This is a genomic window from Mycolicibacterium vinylchloridicum (genome assembly GCF_013404075.1).
GTDB classification, from domain to species: domain Bacteria; phylum Actinomycetota; class Actinomycetes; order Mycobacteriales; family Mycobacteriaceae; genus Mycobacterium; species Mycobacterium vinylchloridicum.
Genome location: NZ_JACBJQ010000003.1, coordinates 120488 through 136091 on the forward strand (window position 1 = coordinate 120488; position 15604 = coordinate 136091).

At 65.3% G+C, this 15604-nt stretch carries 15 protein-coding genes and 1 pseudogene; 3 read left to right on the forward strand and 13 right to left on the reverse strand.

All coding sequences use genetic code 11. The features are described from left to right. Window positions 1-96: 96 nt before the first annotated feature. The 6 genes and pseudogenes from HPC46_RS04155 to HPC46_RS04175 form a co-directional block, all read right to left on the reverse strand. On the reverse strand, window positions 97-543 hold the full coding sequence (locus HPC46_RS04155) for a hypothetical protein (RefSeq protein WP_233716203.1): 447 nt from the start codon (window positions 541-543) through the stop codon (window positions 97-99). Between the two features lie 12 nt (window positions 544-555). Next, window positions 556-738: pseudogene (locus HPC46_RS34835) on the reverse strand (helix-turn-helix domain-containing protein); the annotation flags it as partial. After that, on the reverse strand, window positions 731-1555 hold the full coding sequence (locus tag HPC46_RS04160) for a CbbQ/NirQ/NorQ/GpvN family protein (RefSeq protein ID WP_179467093.1): 825 nt from the start codon (window positions 1553-1555) through the stop codon (window positions 731-733). The gene HPC46_RS04160 and the pseudogene HPC46_RS34835, both read right to left, overlap by 8 nt. After that, complete coding sequence (locus tag HPC46_RS04165; protein ID WP_179467095.1) at window positions 1536-3236, reverse strand: nitric oxide reductase activation protein NorD; 1701 nt, start codon at window positions 3234-3236, stop codon at window positions 1536-1538. Before HPC46_RS04165 ends, HPC46_RS04160 begins: the two co-directional genes overlap by 20 nt. 22 nt (window positions 3237-3258) lie before the next feature. Next, window positions 3259-4437, reverse strand: a complete 1179-nt coding sequence (locus HPC46_RS04170; RefSeq protein WP_179467097.1) for a spirocyclase AveC family protein — start codon at window positions 4435-4437, stop codon at window positions 3259-3261. Between the two features lie 210 nt (window positions 4438-4647). Further along, complete coding sequence (locus HPC46_RS04175) at window positions 4648-5280, reverse strand: TetR/AcrR family transcriptional regulator (RefSeq protein WP_179467099.1); 633 nt, start codon at window positions 5278-5280, stop codon at window positions 4648-4650. Between the two features lie 71 nt (window positions 5281-5351). On the opposite strand from HPC46_RS04175, the gene HPC46_RS04180 reads away from it, so the two are divergent. Beyond that, window positions 5352-6095, forward strand: a complete 744-nt coding sequence (locus HPC46_RS04180) for a hypothetical protein (RefSeq protein WP_179467101.1) — start codon at window positions 5352-5354, stop codon at window positions 6093-6095. A gap of 72 nt (window positions 6096-6167) precedes the next feature. Here HPC46_RS04180 and HPC46_RS04185 read toward each other — a convergent pair whose 3' ends face one another. Beyond that, window positions 6168-6794 (reverse strand): TetR/AcrR family transcriptional regulator, encoded by a 627-nt coding sequence (locus HPC46_RS04185; protein ID WP_179467103.1) that lies wholly within the window; start codon window positions 6792-6794, stop codon window positions 6168-6170. 111 nt (window positions 6795-6905) lie between these two features. Between HPC46_RS04185 and HPC46_RS04190 the strand changes: the two genes are divergently transcribed. Together HPC46_RS04190 and HPC46_RS04195 are read left to right on the forward strand one after the other, a co-directional pair. Beyond that, window positions 6906-8225, forward strand: coding sequence for a protoporphyrinogen/coproporphyrinogen oxidase (locus HPC46_RS04190; RefSeq protein WP_179467105.1), 1320 nt, complete (start codon window positions 6906-6908; stop codon window positions 8223-8225). Window positions 8226-8231: 6 nt separating this feature from the next. After that, window positions 8232-8957 carry a hypothetical protein gene (locus tag HPC46_RS04195; RefSeq protein ID WP_179467107.1) on the forward strand — a complete coding sequence of 242 codons (726 nt, stop codon included), beginning with the start codon at window positions 8232-8234 and terminating at the stop codon, window positions 8955-8957. On the opposite strand, the gene HPC46_RS04200 is transcribed toward HPC46_RS04195, so the two are convergent. The 6 genes from HPC46_RS04200 to HPC46_RS04225 are packed head-to-tail and all read right to left on the reverse strand — an operon-like array spanning window position 8946 to window position 15558. Then, the gene (locus HPC46_RS04200) at window positions 8946-10142 is read right to left on the reverse strand and encodes an aminoglycoside phosphotransferase family protein (RefSeq protein ID WP_179467109.1); all 1197 of its coding nucleotides are present in this window, start codon (window positions 10140-10142) and stop codon (window positions 8946-8948) included. The genes HPC46_RS04195 and HPC46_RS04200 overlap by 12 nt on opposite strands. An 8-nt stretch (window positions 10143-10150) precedes the next feature. Continuing rightward, window positions 10151-10819, reverse strand: coding sequence for a hypothetical protein (locus HPC46_RS04205; protein ID WP_179467111.1), 669 nt, complete (start codon window positions 10817-10819; stop codon window positions 10151-10153). A gap of 37 nt (window positions 10820-10856) precedes the next feature. Continuing rightward, on the reverse strand, window positions 10857-11663 hold the full coding sequence (locus HPC46_RS04210) for an enoyl-CoA hydratase/isomerase family protein (protein WP_179467112.1): 807 nt from the start codon (window positions 11661-11663) through the stop codon (window positions 10857-10859). An 18-nt stretch (window positions 11664-11681) separates the two neighbouring features. After that, window positions 11682-12821, reverse strand: coding sequence for an acyl-CoA dehydrogenase family protein (locus tag HPC46_RS04215; RefSeq protein ID WP_179467114.1), 1140 nt, complete (start codon window positions 12819-12821; stop codon window positions 11682-11684). Continuing rightward, complete coding sequence (locus HPC46_RS04220) at window positions 12818-13981, reverse strand: acyl-CoA dehydrogenase family protein (RefSeq protein WP_179467116.1); 1164 nt, start codon at window positions 13979-13981, stop codon at window positions 12818-12820. Before HPC46_RS04220 ends, HPC46_RS04215 begins: the two co-directional genes overlap by 4 nt. A 2-nt stretch (window positions 13982-13983) precedes the next feature. Then, complete coding sequence (locus tag HPC46_RS04225) at window positions 13984-15558, reverse strand: AMP-binding protein (protein WP_179467118.1); 1575 nt, start codon at window positions 15556-15558, stop codon at window positions 13984-13986. Between the last annotated feature and the right edge of the window lie 46 nt (window positions 15559-15604).

The window sequence follows — 15604 nt, forward strand, 5'->3', positions numbered from 1 at the left end:
GTTTTCAGCGCCGAGGTGACGCCGACTCCGCTGTCTCCCGATCCGAAACTAGCACCACTACGACACCACGACAATAGCTGTCGTGGTGTCGTGGACCTAGGACTGCTCTATGGGGCGAGGACCTTGCAGTCCCCACAGCGTCATCTGGGTGAGTTGGTCGATCAGGTATTCGAAATCGGCCAGTTGTCCGTCGGTGAACAACCAATCGCGGTGCACGGTGGCGGAGAACGCCATGCCGATGATCAGCCGGACCGCAATGGCGTGGTCGGCGCTCCAGCCCCGCAGCTCGGCTTCGACTGCAAAGATCTCGACGAGCGAGTCGATCACCGGGGTGAACGTTGTCCGCAGATCGCCCAGTCCCTCGCTTTCGCCAACGGACATCGCGGCCAGGAAAGCCTGCAGCAGGGCGCGCTCACCTTCCAGCACGGTGCGAAGGCTCCCGAAGAACTCACGAATCTCGGTCTCCGAATCGCGCGACCCGCGCGGGCGTGCCGCCCAGGACTCGCGGAAATCGGTGAAGAAGTGCTCCACCGGACCGGCCACCGCCTCCTGAAACAACGCCGCCTTCGAGGGAAACTGCCGAAAGAGTGTGCGTTCGGTGATGCCGGCTGCCGCGGCGATGTCCCGCGTCGTCGTCCCCCGGTATCCGCGCTGCGCGAAGATGTCGATCGCGGCTTCGAGCAGGCGCTCCCGGTTCTTGGCCGCTACCGCCCGTCGGCCATCCGTGGTGTCAGTCAGCGTAGGACTCGATCATCGCAACGAGCCCGCGCCGCAGTTCCTGGTCGTCGGACAGCGGGCCCGCGATGGCGGCGATGGTGGCGTCGCGGAAGGTGAGCCCGGCGCGCATCAGTTGGCTGGCTGCGACAAGGGTTCGGGTCGAGCACACCTCGCGCAACCCGGGATGCGCCACCTTCCGGACCGCTTGAGCAAACCGAAGCAGGTCATCCACTCGGGCACCACTATGGCCGGATTCGCGCCGCACGATCTCTGCCTCGTGTGCGGGGTCGGGATACTCGAGTTCGATCGCGATCATCCGCTGGCGCGTCGACGGCTTCATGTCTTTGAGGATGCTCTGGTAGCCGGGGTTGTATGACACCACAAGCTGAAAGCCGTTCGCGGCCTTGATGGTTTGGCCGCCGAGCCGCTCCAGGCTGAGCTCGCGGCGATGGTCGGCGAGGGAATGGATCGCCACGACTGCGTCCTGCCGGGCTTCGACGATCTCATCGAGGTAGCAGATGCCGCCCTCGCGGGCGGCCGTCGTCAGGGGGCCGTCGACCCACCGGGTTTCGCCGCCGATCAACAGGAATCGGCCGAGCAGGTCCGACGCGGTCATGTCTTCGTGGCACGACACCGTGTGCAGCGGAAGCTGCAGTGACGCCGCCATGTGCTCGACCAGGCGGGTCTTGCCGCAACCGGTCGGGCCCTTGAGCATGACCGGCAAGCCCATGTCCCACGCCGCCCGGAACACGTCGACCTCGTTGCCGATCGGCAAGTAGTAGGGCACATCTGCAGATTGGCGATCTACGCCCACGCGTTCAAACTCCTGCACTGACATACACACTCCTTTGTGGATGGTGTGGGCGCTGCACACCACGGACTCGTCCGAGGGCCCCGCCGAACAGGTCGCGCACGTGGGGAGCCAGTTCAGCCGCGTCGCGGACGACGCGATGCTGGGCGGGTGGCCATATCGAGTCGTCCGGTGTCGGGCAGACCGACAATCCGGCGATCGCGACGCCGCGCAACGCGGCTTCTTCGATGGCGAATCGGGAATCCTCGCATGCATAACGGCCTTCGTACCCGTGGTCGAAGACCACCCCGTCGCCGATCACCACGACCAACTGATGATCGGTACCGGCCCGGGTGGCGACGATGTTCGTCGCGTGCCGGATCGCGGCCCCGAGCCGGGTGAACCCCGACGGGCCGATGCTGAGCAAGCGGCGCTGCGCGGCAGCCGACCACGGCTCGTCGAACGACTTGGCGTGCAAGAAGCGTACATTGCGGCGTCCCTGGGAGTAGAAGCCGTAGGTCGCGGTTCGCACTCCGAGCTGGTCGAGGGCGGAGGTCACGTCGAACGCGAGTTTGCGCTGCGCGGCGAACACCGTTTCGCCGTCCGCGGTCTCGGCCGTCGAGCCGGTGGCGTCGAGCAGGATCAGCACCCCGAGACGCTGGGAAGTCCGCCTGGCTGCCGTGTACACCAGCGCATCGCCGCCGTGTCCGGCCGCGACGCTGGTATGTAGGTCGATCAGCGCGGACAGGTCGAGGTTGTCGCCCATCGGCTCAGCGCGATGGTTCTCCCACGCCAACCCCAGCCGCGCCAGGGATCGCACAAGTGGCCGGTTTGGTTGGGCGCCAGTGGGTTCGACGTCGCCGGCAGGGGCGGGGTCGAACTCGCCGACCACCGTCCACTCCTCGTGGTAGACGCGGCGGTGGGTATCCCACTCGGGATAGGCGGCACCGACCACGAGTTCGCCGGCCATCTCGACGCGTGGTTCGCTTCCGGGCACCAAACGCCCTTTGGCGGAGTGACCGCGCCCGCCCCGGGCACCCACGATGGGGACCTCGTCGCCGGCTGTTCCGTCGCCAGGAGAACGACCCATCCCGAGCAGCTTCTGCAGCGCCTCGCCGAAGGGGTTTCGCAGCGGTGCGGAGAACAGCTCCATGATTCGGCTGCGTTCGCCGGAGGTGGCGTCCTCGTCCTCGTCCTCGTCCGGCTCGGGAAGCGAGGTCGGTTCGGTGACTTCCTTGCCGGCCGAATCGTCGGCAGCCGAGGCATTTCCGGCTGAGAGGATCCGCGACGGCACCAGTTCACCGAACCACGGTGGCGGGGACGGCAGTCTCTCGGTCGATCGTGCCCGCGACAGTGATTCGGTCGGCGTGGCCGATGGCTCGATGTCGGCGCCGGCGTCGCGCAGTGCGGCGAGGAACGACCGCGGCAGCATCTGCTCCACCACGGCACACGACCGCAGCACTTCCAGTGTCAGGTAGCGCCGCGCGATATCGCTTCCGCCCCTATTGAGTTTGCGCAGAACATCTTTGCGGTATGCGCCGGAGCGCTGCAGCGATGCCTGACAGATCACCAGGTATCGCGCGTCGAGGGAGTCTTGATCCAGGCTCGCGGGGACGAAGATCGTCGACCCGTCACTGCTGCCGACCGTGCCCTGGGTGAGCTCCAGCGGCACGGGCTTGCCGGCTAGGGCACTTGCGAACAACGACAGCGCGAGGTTTCCTGTGGCCACAGGCCCCGGTGAGCCGCGCTGGTCACTGACCTGGTCGATCGAACGGGATGACCTTCCGCTGCCACGGCGCATCGGGGGGAATCACCGCCTTTCCGCCCTGGTCAATGTAGCCCGAACTGCCATCCACCGGGTTGCCGTTGTTGTTGCGATCCAGTGGCACGGCGGGGCCGGGGCATGGGCGGTCGGTGTTCTCGCCACAGATGCCCGAGGTGAAGTACGAGCGCTTCTGAATGTCTTCGTTCCACTCGGTGGAGTGCATACCGACCCAGAAATTGGGCACGTTGTAGCCGATGAACATGGTCGCCTGGATCACGAAGATCGCCGCGAGGGCACGCACCACCGTCTTTCGGGTCTCACCGCCCCGAACATCTTCGATTCCGCGTTCAAAGATCATCTGTCCCTTGTCATTCAGGAAGTAACGGAAGCACGCGACGGCACAGAAGACGGCGCCGATCGTCAGCGCTTCGTGAATGGGGAACTTGTGGTAAGTGTCGGGGAAAATTCCCCAGTGCCCGCCCTGGTAGGCGAAGATGCCCATCGGCAGCCACAGCAGGCCTTCGAGGATGAAGTCGAAGACCATCATGAACGCGTAGCAACTTGCGATCAGGCCGAGGTTGCTCAGTTTCGGAAAGCGTTGCCGCACAGTGCGCATGAACCACGAGCCGATCAGCATGACGATGACGAAGATGTAGCAGTACGCGAACGGCGTGAACAGGATCGGCTCGCTCAGCATCGCCCCCGGCCTACCGAAGGAATTCCACCCCGGTACGGAGTTCACCCAGGAGCCGAAGTTGAGCATCCACGTGTTGTAGGTGAACCAGTGTCCGCCATACGAGGACAGCGGATCCTGGAACCACACCGTCAAGAAGGAAATGACGAGGATGCCGTCGATGCCGAGCTTGCGGTCACGCAGCCACGGCCGGATGACGAACCAATACGTCAGCCCCAAGGTGGCCGGGATCGATCCGACCTGCCACGCGATGAGGATCCCCTTCATCAGCGCGGGAGGTTCGGAGGGGCCGCTCGGCACGCGCACGAAGAACGGGCCGGTGACCCATTTGATCAGGACGTAGCACTCGAACAACACCAACAGCACGCCCAAGGCCGCGAAGATGTTGACCGGCAGATTCCGCTTGGGTTGGGATGCGGAGTCGACCGGGGCCGAGGTGGCCGTGATGGGGTTATCCAGGTGCCGAGTCATGGGATTCCTCTCGTCCAACGGCTGCGTTGTGACGTGCGTTACCCCGCCAATATAACGTCAGCAACCACTGACATCAATAGTCGTACTTGCAACCCATCAGCCATGTTATCCGCGTTCAGCGGTGCCTGTCGGATATGTGAGACGCTAGATCCTATAAAAGTGATTAGGGATGTCGATGAGCGCTCAGTCGACGTGCGTCGCTGCCGCGGGTCAGGAATGGCGGTGGGCGATACCGTCGACGATCAGCCGCGCCATCTCGCGAACCATGCGGGTTCGGCCAGGGGTACGCCGGTTCGCCGGATAGGCCCAATCACCCAACAGGACCGAGCCGATGATCATGCTGGCGACCGCGCCGATCGTGGCCGGCGGGTCGACGTAGACGAGTTCCCTGGAGCGCGCGATGTCGACCCCGACGTCGAGAACGGCGCTGAAGCCCTCCCGGAATTGTGCGCTGATCGCGACGGCCGACTGGTGCAGCGCCGCTTGCGGATCGGAACGCGCGGCGAGCAGCTCCCGGAAGACTCGGCGATCCTCCCAGATCAGGGTGTACAGGCCGTCCACAAGATCCTCGGCGAGCTGTTCGAGGGTGATCTCGGTCGGCATCGCGTCCCATGACCGTGTCCACTCGTCCACGACCCGGTTGAACGGTTCGAGAATGCTGGCTTCGAACAGCTCGACCTTGGAGCCGAAATGGCGAAAGACCGTCGGCTCGGCGACCTTGGCCCGCGCGCTGATCTCTTTGGTGGTAGTCGATTGGAAGCCCTGCTTGGTGAACAGATCGTGCGCGGCCTTCAGGATGCGGGCGCGAAGATCCCCGCCGCTGTCGGAACGGGGCGTGACCACGGGTGACAGACTACTGGGCGACCACGGAATCTCCGGCGAGGCTTATTTTTGAGTTGCTAAGCTTCAAAAACATGGGCACCTACGATCCGGCTACGGTCCTTGCTGCGATATCGGCCAATGCGGTCGCGGTTGTGGCGATCGGTGGGCTGTCGATCCTGGCGATGTTCGTCTTCTTCATCGAGGGCGCGAGGATGGGCAGACGTGACTGCGTCTACCCGATGGCGCTGTGGATGACCGCACTGTGGTGGCCGCACGACGGCTCGTACCTGCTGCACTTCAATGACTGGTTCGGCGGACGGTATGACCACTGGTTCATGCAGATGTTCTGGTTCGCGATCGTCGTGACGTTCCTCGCCGAGACCGTGTATGCCTGGCAGACCATGAGATACGGGCGTGACGAACTGTCGCCCGGGCGCACCGACGCACAACATCGACTTCGGATTCTGGGCGCGCTCGCGGCAGGCGTGATCAGTTGGGCACTGGTCAAGGGCGCACTCGCCGATGACCTGTACCTGTTGTCGTTCATGGCGACGCTGTTGTGGGGTGCGCCGTCGGCCAGCGCGCTCCTGGGCCGCCGGCCGGACGGCCGCGGCCAGTCGATGCTGGAATGGATCTGCTACAGCGTGATGGCGGTGTGCTATTCGATTGTCTCGATCGCGTTCTTCGGTGGTGGGTTCTTCCACTCGTGGCCGTATGTCGGGATCTGTGTCGCGGCGTGTGGGTGGAGCTTCGTCGTCATCGCCGACGCGCGCCGGGCGGGCGTACCGTTCGCGTCATGGACGACGCGGCCCGCCACTCACGCACTGGCGCAGTGATACCCGTCGTTGGGGCCGGTCGGGCGGACGAACAATCGCCGCTAACGATCGTTGTGGCGCGACACGCCTGACTCAGGCCGATCGGCCGGCGTTTGCCTTTCGCGCCGGCTTGCGGGCGGCGGCGGGCCGGCGATCCTGTGCCAGCCATTCCAGGCCGGACAGCGCCATCCCCGTCAAGACGTCGTCGAGCGCGGGCAGCTTCAACGACTGGCTCGGCCAGAACGCGGTGGAATCGATCAACCCGTGGGTGGCGTGCACAGCGCTGATCAGAAGGTCGCGGTCGTTGCCCGGGTAGCACGCGTCCAGGCAGTCGACCCAGCGGTCGATATACCTGTTGATGCGGGAGCGCAGCCGGGGACGGTACTGCTGCGGAATCGAGTTACGCGACCTGGTCCACACGCTCATCAGCTCGCGTTCCTCCAGGGCGCGCTGCACATGGCCGCGGATGAGGTGTTCGAGCTCGTCCCGGGGGTTGTCGAATTCGCCGCCGGTCGACATCAGAACGCGATCGATGGCCTCGTCCACCAGGGTGATCAGGATTTCGTCCTTGCCGCTGAAGTAGCGGTAGATCGCGGGGCCCGACATTCCGGCCCGCTCACCGATCAGATCGACCCCGACGCCGTCGTACCCGCGCTCGTGGAACAGGTGCATCGCCGCGCGAAGAATCCGCTCTGAACGCTCGTTTCGTGTGGTCGCCACGCGTCCACGTTAGCGCAGGGGCGCCTCGCTGAGGCGCTCCACCGCGGATCTTCCGGGGTGACGCCGGTTACGTTACGCTAACGATCGTTCACAATTTGGAGCATCGGAGCGATGATGGATTCAGTGGTTGTGGTGGGTGCCGGACTGTCCGGCTTGACGGCCGGCTACCGGCTGGCGGAGAGCGGCGCGACGGTCGTCGTGCTCGAGGCCGGCCCACGGCCGGGCGGCCGGGTGGGCACCGAGGTGCACGGTGGCTATGTCGTCGACACCGGTCCGGACGCGCTCACCGCGGGCTACTCGCATTATCTGAAGCTCATCGCAGACTTGGGCCTGCAGGGACGCGTCGCCGACACTGCCGCGGTGATCGGACTCGTGCGCGACGGCCGGATCATCGATATCGATCCCGGCAAGCCCTGGCGTCTTCCGTTCACGCCCGCGCTGTCCTGGGGTGCGAAGCTCCGGATGATCGCCGGAATTCTCCGGCAGCGCTCGGCTATTGCGGGCGTCGACTCCTACGACATGGTCAGCTCGGCTTCGCTCGACGACCCGGAGCACACCGCCGCGGATTTCGCGGCCGAGCAATTCGGCGGGGAGGTCGCCGACTACCTGATCGACCCTCTGATGCGGCTGACGGTGGGAAGCGGCGCGGCCAACGCATCGACGGTGAACGTGCTCGGCGCCCTTCGCGCGTGGTCGAGTTCGCTGCAAACGGTGCGTGGCGGACTCGGATTCGTCACCGACGAACTCGCCAAGAGGCTCGACGTGCGATACGGCGCCACGGTGACCCGGGTCGACGAGACCGCGACGGGTGTCAGCGTCGGATACCGCGATCAGTCGGGCGAGCACGAGATCGCCGCCGACGGCTGCGTGATCGGCGCGATGTACAACCGCGCGACCGAGATCTGGCCGACGCTGTCGTCCGCCTCACCCGCCTTCGGCGACAAACTGCGCCACGTCAAACTGATCAGCGTTTCGCTCGGCTACTCCGTCCGCGCTGCGACCGCCGCGTACCCGGTCCTGGTTCCCACCGTGGAGAACCGGGAAGCGTTGCTGATCTTCATGCAGCACAACAAGTGTGCCGACCGTGCCCCAGCCGGCCACAGCCTGGTGACGATCTACACCGACACCACTGTCACCGACGGTTACCTCGACCGGACCGATCGTGAACTGGAACTGTGGGCGGCCGGCATCGTCGAGGGGCTCTGCCCCGAACTTGCCGGCCATCGCGATATGAGCGTGGTGACAAGGTGGCCGGTGGCCGGCTACCTGGCCGACCCCGGCTTCTGGCGACACTCCCGCGGTCTGCTTGCTGCGCTGCCACATGATGGGCCGGTCAAGGTCGCCGGCGATCTGTTCGGTGCGGGTTCGATGGAATCGGCGACGCGCTGGGGCGAGCGTGCCGCCGCGGAGCTGGTGCGGCGCAATCGGTAAGCGACAGTGAACGCGCGAAACCAGAGGATCTGTGCGTGGGCCGGTCCGGTCGCGGCCCTCGTCTGGTTGGTCGGGCTGCTGGCCCTGGCCCGGTTCATCCCGCCCATCGCCCCGAGCCTGGGACCGGCCGAGGTTGCTGCGCGCTATGCCGACAACGCGGTGGGGATCCGGGCGGGCATGGTGTGCGTCCTTGCCGGCGGCGCACTCTACGGGGCATGGACCGCAGTGATCACCGTACAGCTCAAGCGAATCGAAGGCCGTTCGTCGGTGATGGCCTATACCCAGCTGGCGTTGGGGGCGGCATTCATCATCATCTTCGTCATGCCCTCGGTGTTCTGGCAGGCGGCGGCCTTCCGCCCCGAGGACAATATCGAGATCACTCAGCGGCTCAACGATCTGGCGTGGTTGTGCTTTCTCATCCCGGTGCCCGTCATCACGGTCCAGGGACTGGCGATCACGCTCGCCATCTTCGGTGACCGATCACCACATCCGGTCTTTCCCCGCTGGCTCGGTTGGTTCAACCTGTGGGCGCAGCTGATCTTCCTGCCCGGCACATTGATCCCGTTCTTCAAAGACGGCGTGCTGGCGTGGAATGGCTTGCTGGCGTTCTGGATACCGGTGGCCGTCTTCACGGTGTGGATGATCACCCTGTCGCTCATGCTGTTCCGGGCGATCAGGGACGAGGAGCGGCAATATTCCGCAGCCGGCTACGCCAGGCGACTATCGCCGTAACGCATCGAAGCTGTCCAGGTCGACGATCATGTTCGTCATCCGCTCGAGGTTGGCCAGTGACACCTCGTCAGGTTGCATCGCCGGCTGCATACGGCCCGCGCCGATGGTGTAGAGCCAGAACACCAGACCGTGGAACGGCTGCTGGCGGTAGGTCAGCCAGGCGTCGTCGGCGGTCAATGGTGGTCCGCCCGCTGCGGCCAGTCGATCGACATAGAGGGTGATGAGGTCGCGTTCCCACGCGCGTCGGTCCTCGACGGTCAGTGCCGAGCTCAGCGCGTAGGCGACATCCATCGCCCACGATCCTCGACTGATCAGCTGCCAGTCGTACAGGCCCATACCGCCATCGGGGGTGAGATACCAGTTGCGTGAGTGAACGTCGGAGTGCAGCAGCGTCGTCGGGGCGGATTTGTGCAGGGCCAACGATGTCATCAGCGCGTCGAAGATGTCACCCCGCCGGGTGCGGAACGCACTGGGAAACACCGACTCCGCGCGATCGAACCCGATCACAGTGCGTTTGGGGAAGGCGATCGTGTCGTTGACGTCGGTCTGCCACCGCAGGGTGTCTTTGACAGAAGCCAGATCGCCGGCGAAGCGCGGGCTTTCCCAGAGCTTTCCGTGCAGTGTCGCCAACGTGGTCACGATAGACTCGGCGCGCGAACGGTCGATGTAGTGCTTGGTGGGATCGCCGAAAACCACACCCCGGGTGGTCGCGACATCCTCCATCAGAAACATCGATCTACCCGATCGATTGTCGACGGCCAGGTAGTAGCCGTGTGGCGCGTCGAGGTCCAGCCCCGGTCGGATCCGGTCGTAGAACAGCGCTTCGCATTCCAGCGCGGCGGCAGGGACGGTGACGGCACGCGAGGTGAAGCGTGGTGTCGACTTGCAGAACACCGAGGTCGGAAGTCCGGCAGCCCGGCCGACGTCGTTGTAGTCGATCCGGAGCACCCGCCGGGTGGTCGATCCGTCGCTGCCCGAGGTGGTCGATACGCCGGTCACCCAGGCACCCGGGTGACCTTTGCACAGGGCGGCAGTCAGCCACTCCGGCGTGAGGGCATCGACCGACGGAGGTATCTCGGCCAGCGACGTCGGCTTGGGTCGACGTAGCTGCTCGTACAGCACATGGGCGCCGATCCGGCCCACCTGACTCGCTGTCTTGAGTTTCGTTGCGATGGGTCCGGACACGGTGCCTCCTATGCAGGCGTCGCCAGTGGTTGGCCGGATTCCATCGGAATCCGGTTGGCATGCAGCATCGTTGCGCTCATCGTCAGCATCCACACGAAGAACGCGACAGCGAGCAGCCAGAACGCGATCAGGCCGTTCCAGGCGATGGGTCCGGTCTGGGTGAACACACAGAACGAACCGCCGGCCACCCCCAGGCCCGCCCAGAAGCAGATGTAGGCCGCCCACCGCGGGATGAGCGGCTGGGGTCTGCGGTCCAGCAGGATCGCCACGCCACAGAGCACCATCTGCGCAATCGCCGTCCCGACCACGCCGATGTACAGCAGCCAGCCGATGTCATAGCAGAGCTGGACCAAAGCGGGATCCCGATCACCGCGGAACGCGGCGGCCTGCCAGATCATCTGGGGGAAGATGAATTCCAGGATCAGGCACGCCGCGACTAGGCTTTGCGCGGTCGCCAGCGGTGACCCTGCACCGACACTGCGCTTGATCTGGTGGGTCAGCGCGGCGCCGTAGCAGGCCAGCAGGGGAGCGGCGCTGGTGAGGATCAGCACTCCGATGCGGATCCGCGCGCGGTCGTCGGCGAACATTTGCGCGACGTCGGTGGCCGTCATGTTCGGTGTCGGCGGTGGGAACCACCCTGCCACCATCAGGCCCAGCCAGAACAGCGGCAGGAACATCAGCCCCACCCAGATGCAGGCACGTTGATGTGCGCGGTCACGGCAGGTGTCCTGGTGTCCGGCTTGCTCGGACCGGAACGCGTTTCTCGGCGAAAGCCGTTGTTGCTTCGGCGAAGTCAGGTTGTTGCTGGAGCCAGCCCTGGGTGTCGGCCTCGAAGTCGAGCTGGTCGGGCAGGGCAGCATCGAAGGACCGTCGGTGTGCAAGTTTGACCGCACCCACGCTGCCGGCCAGTGCCGCGATGTCGTGACCCATCGAGATCGCGGTGTCCATCGCGGTGCCGTCGTCGCACACCCGGTTCACCAGTCCCCAGTCCAGTGCTTCGGGTGCATGGATGTCCCGGGCGAGTAGTGCCAGCTCGTTGGCGCGCCCGAGCCCCACGATGCGAGGGAGGAACCAGGTCAGACCCGCGTCGGGCAGCAGCCCGATTTTGGTGAAGGACAGCTGAATTCGTGCGGATTCTGCAGCCACCCGGAGGTCGCATGCCAGGGCGAGCGAAACCCCCGCTCCGGCCGCGACCCCGTTGAGTGCGGCGATGATCGGGATCTCCAGGCCAACCATGATCTGTACCAGGGGATTCCAGGTGTGCAGCAGAACATCGCGCGCGTTGCCGACGTCGCCGGAGATATCGGCGCCGGCGCAGAACCCGCGTCCGGCACCGGTCAGGACGACGGCGCGAACGTCAGGGTCGGCCTCCAGGGACTGGAACGCCGCCGACAGCCGGTCGCCGGCGGCCGGCGTGACGGCGTTGAGCCGGTGCGGCCGGTTGATGGTGACGATGCCGACAGGTCCGTCGCGGGTGACCAGGACGTCGGTGTCGGTCAGTTCATCGGTCAGGGACGTCATCGATTTCTCCTCGCAGTGTCACCGCAGGCCGAGTGAGCCGCTGATGATCTCTCGCTGAATCTCGTTGGTGCCGGCATAAATCGGCAGGACCAGGGAATGCCGGACGTGGCTTTCCATGTCGTACTCACAGGCATATCCGTAGCCGCCCATCATCTGCATACCTTCGAGCGCGATCTGCTTGGCGACCTCGGATGTCTTGACCTTCGCCATCGACGTCAGCCGTGTGGTGACCGGATCGGCCCCACGCTCCAGCCGCGCGGCGACCTCGTAGGTGAGCAGGCGTGCACACTCCAGGTCGGTGGCGAGGTCGGCCAACCGGTGCCGCAACGCCTGGAAGGTCCCGATCGCCTTGCCGAACTGCTTGCGTTCCTTGACGTAGGCGATGGTGTCGTCGAGCGCCCGTTGACCCAGACCGAGGCCGACGGCCGCACCGAGGAGGCGTTCGCCGTCCAGTCCGGCCATGATCTGCGGGAAGCCGCGGCCGACATCTCCGACGACATTGTCGTCAGAGACGAAGCAATCGGTGAAGAAGACGTCGTTGACCTCGCGGCCGCCCAAGGTTGCGATACGGCGCGTCTCCACGCCATCGGCATCGGCAGGCACTTGCAGAATAGTCAGCCCGGCATGCGGTTTGGCCTCGCGGCTGGTGCGCGCGACCAACAGGATCCGGGTTGCGCGGTGCGCGTATGAGCACCACGTCTTCTGGCCGTTGAGGACGTAACCGCCGCTGACCGGGGTGGCTGTGCACATGATCGCGGCTACGTCGGAACCGGCGCCGGGCTCGGAGATCGAGATGGACATGATCTCACCGTCGGCGATCGCCGCCAGTGCCTCGCGCTTCTGGTCTTCGGATCCGAACCGCTTGTAGCACCCGGCCACCGTCGTTGTCGGACCGAGTGCTTTCACCGGGGCCAGGCCACGCCACAACTCCTCGAACAGGATCGTCTGCTCGACGTAGGTGCCGCCCGATCCGCCGTATTCCTCGGGAATGGCGACACCGAGCCAACCCAGGTCTGCGAGCTTGCCGTACAGCCGGGTCGACTGGTCTTCTTCATCGGGGTCGAGCAGCGCTTCCCGCTGCTCGCGGGTCGCGCACTCGCGTGCGCAGAAATCCCGGACCGCCGTTTGGAAATCGAGTTGTTCGACGGTCAGGCTCATCCCTGCGGAAACCTCCGGTCAGGGAACAGTCCCGCTGCGACGCCGTTGCGCAGGACAGCGGGGGCGCCGCCGGCCACCACATTGGTCACGCAATCGCGATGAATCCGCTGAATGGCGAAATCGGTTGTCGGACCGTATCCGCCGTGCAGTTCCATCGCTTTGAGCGTGATCTGCGGGCCGACCGTGGCGCCGAAGAGTTTGGCCTGGGTGACCTCGGCGAGCCGGGGGAAGCGGCCGTCGATCGCCGAGGCCGCCGCCCGGTAGGCCAGCAGGCGAAGGGCCTCGATCTGCACCCACATGTCCGCGAGGTTGTGGTAGACGGATTGGAACTCGATGACCGGCTTGCCGAAGGCCTCGCGCCGCTGCGTGTGGGCCGCCGCCTCGTCGTAGGCGGCCTGGCTGAATCCGAGCCAGAATCCGCAGTTGTGCAACCGCTCCAGGTTGAACGCGGTCATCAGCCGGGCGAACTGGCCGGGCCCGACGATGATGTTCTCGGCGGGCACCCGCACGTCGGTCAGAATCATCTCGCCGTGATGGATGCCACGGTCGCCGATGAACACCGGGCCTCGGCGGATCTCGACGCCGGGCATCGCGGTGTCGACGACGAGGGCACCAATTCCCTTGGCACCGGGGATGTCATCGAATCGGACGAAGGTGGCATTGAGGTCGTTGACATTCGACCCGGTGAGAAAACTCTTGTGGCCGTTGACGATGAAATCGTCGCCATCGCGCACCGCCGTGGTGGTCAGGTGGGTCAGCGCCGATCCGGCATCGGGTTCGGTGAGTGCGATATTGCAGGCGCGGCGGCCCGCCACGATGTCATGGAGGAACTTCTCCTTCACCGCGTCGTCTCCGAGTAGCAGCATCGAGGGGCCGGGGCCGCTGGTGCAGAACACCGGTTCCGGCGGCAACCAGGACTGGGCGTGGCGGAACAGTGCCTCGACAACGATCAGGTATTCGAGCGCACCGCCGCCTTGGCCGCCGTATTCGGTCGGCATCGCGATCCCGAAGAATCCTTCTGCGCCGACCCGCTCGAAGATCTCCCGGTAGGGCGCCTGATCAGACTCGTCCCAGGACGGGGCTTCGTCGGCGAACGAGCGGCCCAGCTTCTCCGCGCGGGCCTGCAGGTCCTGTTGCTGCGGTGTGAAGGTGAAGTCCATGGCTAGCGCCGGTCCTCTCGCGCGACCGTGAGGTTGAGCTCTTCGAAATCAACTGTGTTGCCGCCGGTTCCGATATCGCGCAGCTTGTGTTTGAGCACCCGGCCGACCCCGTTGCGGGGTAATGCATCGATGACCTCGACGTACCGGGGGATCGCGAAATAGGGCAGTGAGTTCTTGAAGAAGTCGAACAGCTCGGCGGGTTTGATCGGGCTGCTGACCACGATGACGGCTTTGAGGTCGTCTTCACCGAGCTCGGACGGCACTGCGTGTACGGCGGATTCGACGATGGCGGGGTGATGGTCGATGGCTTGTTCGACTTCGAAGCTGGAGATGTTCTCACCGCGACGGCGCAAGCAGTCCTTCAATCGGTCGACGAAGGCGAAGGCACCGCTGGGCAGCCGGCGACCGAAATCGCCGGTGTGATACCACAATCCGCGGAATGCCTCCACCGTGGCTTCGGGCTGCTCGAAGTAGCCCTCGAACATGGCGTGCGGGGCCAGCGGCCGGATGCAGATCTCGCCGGACGCCTCGCCCTCGAGCACATTGCCGTCGGGGTCGAGTAGCGCGACTTCGAGGTCGGGGGCGGCGATCCCGCAGCCGTTCGGATCCCGGCGGTCCGATGACAGTGCGGTCAACGTCATCGGCATGCATTCGGTTTGGCCGAATACATCCACCCAGGGTTCCACGCCGAAGCGCTGCCGGAACATGGCCTGCGACTCGAGGGACAGCGGAGCGCACATGATCCGCCGGACGCTGTGGTCCCGATCGCCATCGGTGGGGTCGGTCGCCAGGATCGCGGCGCCCATCGCGCCGACCGCGATCATCACGGTAGCCCCGACTTCCCTGGCGTGCGGGAAATAGCCACGGGCACTGAACGTGCCCTCGAGGTAGGCGGGGATACCGAACAGCAGGGGCAGCGTGACGGTTACCAGCCGGGCGCCGGCGTGGAACAGCGGTAGTCCGGCGAGCAGCACATCGGAGTCGTCGATCTCCAGTGCGTCGCCGAGCACTTGCGCGCTACGGAGGTAGTACCCGTGGCTGGCGACGCATCCCTTCGGAAGCCCCGTCGTGCCGGAGGTGTACAGGATCGACATCGTGTCGGCGGGTGAAAGTGACAGCGCCGGCACAGGGCCGTCGTGATCGCGGATGGCTGTGTACGCGATCTCGTCGTCCTCGTCGTCGTCGAGCATGATGACCGTGTGCAACTCGGGTAGCTGCGCGCGGATCGGGGCCAGGGCGGCCCGGCCGGCGGCATCGGTGACCAGTACGCGTGATCGGGACTGGCGCAGCTGGTGCAGCAGGAATTCACCCTTGAGATAGGCGTTGAGCGGGACCTGCGCGGCCCCGCCCTTGGCCAGCCCGTAGAAGAGCTCCAGCAGCTCGGGCCGGTTGGGTGCCAACGTCGCGACGCGCTCACCAGGACCGGCGCCCAGGCCGGCGATCCCTGCGGCGATCCGATCCGAGATGCGATCCATCTCGGCGTAGGTGTAGGTCTTCTCGTCCATGGCGCAACACACCCGGTCGGGTGTGGCTCCGGCTCTGGCACGAAGCAACTCAGGAATAACGTGACTGGTCATCTCAAAAATAACTATAGCGTGGCATCTGCGTTGACGGTACCCCGAT

Bases quoted from the DNA above. Each gene is read 5' to 3' on its own strand.
- HPC46_RS04225 (WP_179467118.1), bottom strand. From the start codon at position 15,558: ATGACCAGTCACGTTATTCCTGAGTTGCTTCGTGCCAGAGCCGGAGCC.
- HPC46_RS04160 (WP_179467093.1), bottom strand. From the start codon at position 1,555: ATGTCAGTGCAGGAGTTTGAACGCGTGGGCGTAGATCGCCAATCTGCA.
- HPC46_RS04220 (WP_179467116.1), bottom strand. From the start codon at position 13,981: ATGGACTTCACCTTCACACCGCAGCAACAGGACCTGCAGGCCCGCGCG.
- HPC46_RS04215 (WP_179467114.1), bottom strand. From the start codon at position 12,821: ATGAGCCTGACCGTCGAACAACTCGATTTCCAAACGGCGGTCCGGGAT.
- HPC46_RS04190 (WP_179467105.1), top strand. From the start codon at position 6,906: ATGATGGATTCAGTGGTTGTGGTGGGTGCCGGACTGTCCGGCTTGACG.
- HPC46_RS04210 (WP_179467112.1), bottom strand. From the start codon at position 11,663: ATGACGTCCCTGACCGATGAACTGACCGACACCGACGTCCTGGTCACC.
- HPC46_RS04180 (WP_179467101.1), top strand. From the start codon at position 5,352: ATGGGCACCTACGATCCGGCTACGGTCCTTGCTGCGATATCGGCCAAT.
- HPC46_RS04170 (WP_179467097.1), bottom strand. From the start codon at position 4,437: ATGACTCGGCACCTGGATAACCCCATCACGGCCACCTCGGCCCCGGTC.
- HPC46_RS04205 (WP_179467111.1), bottom strand. From the start codon at position 10,819: ATGTTCCTGCCGCTGTTCTGGCTGGGCCTGATGGTGGCAGGGTGGTTC.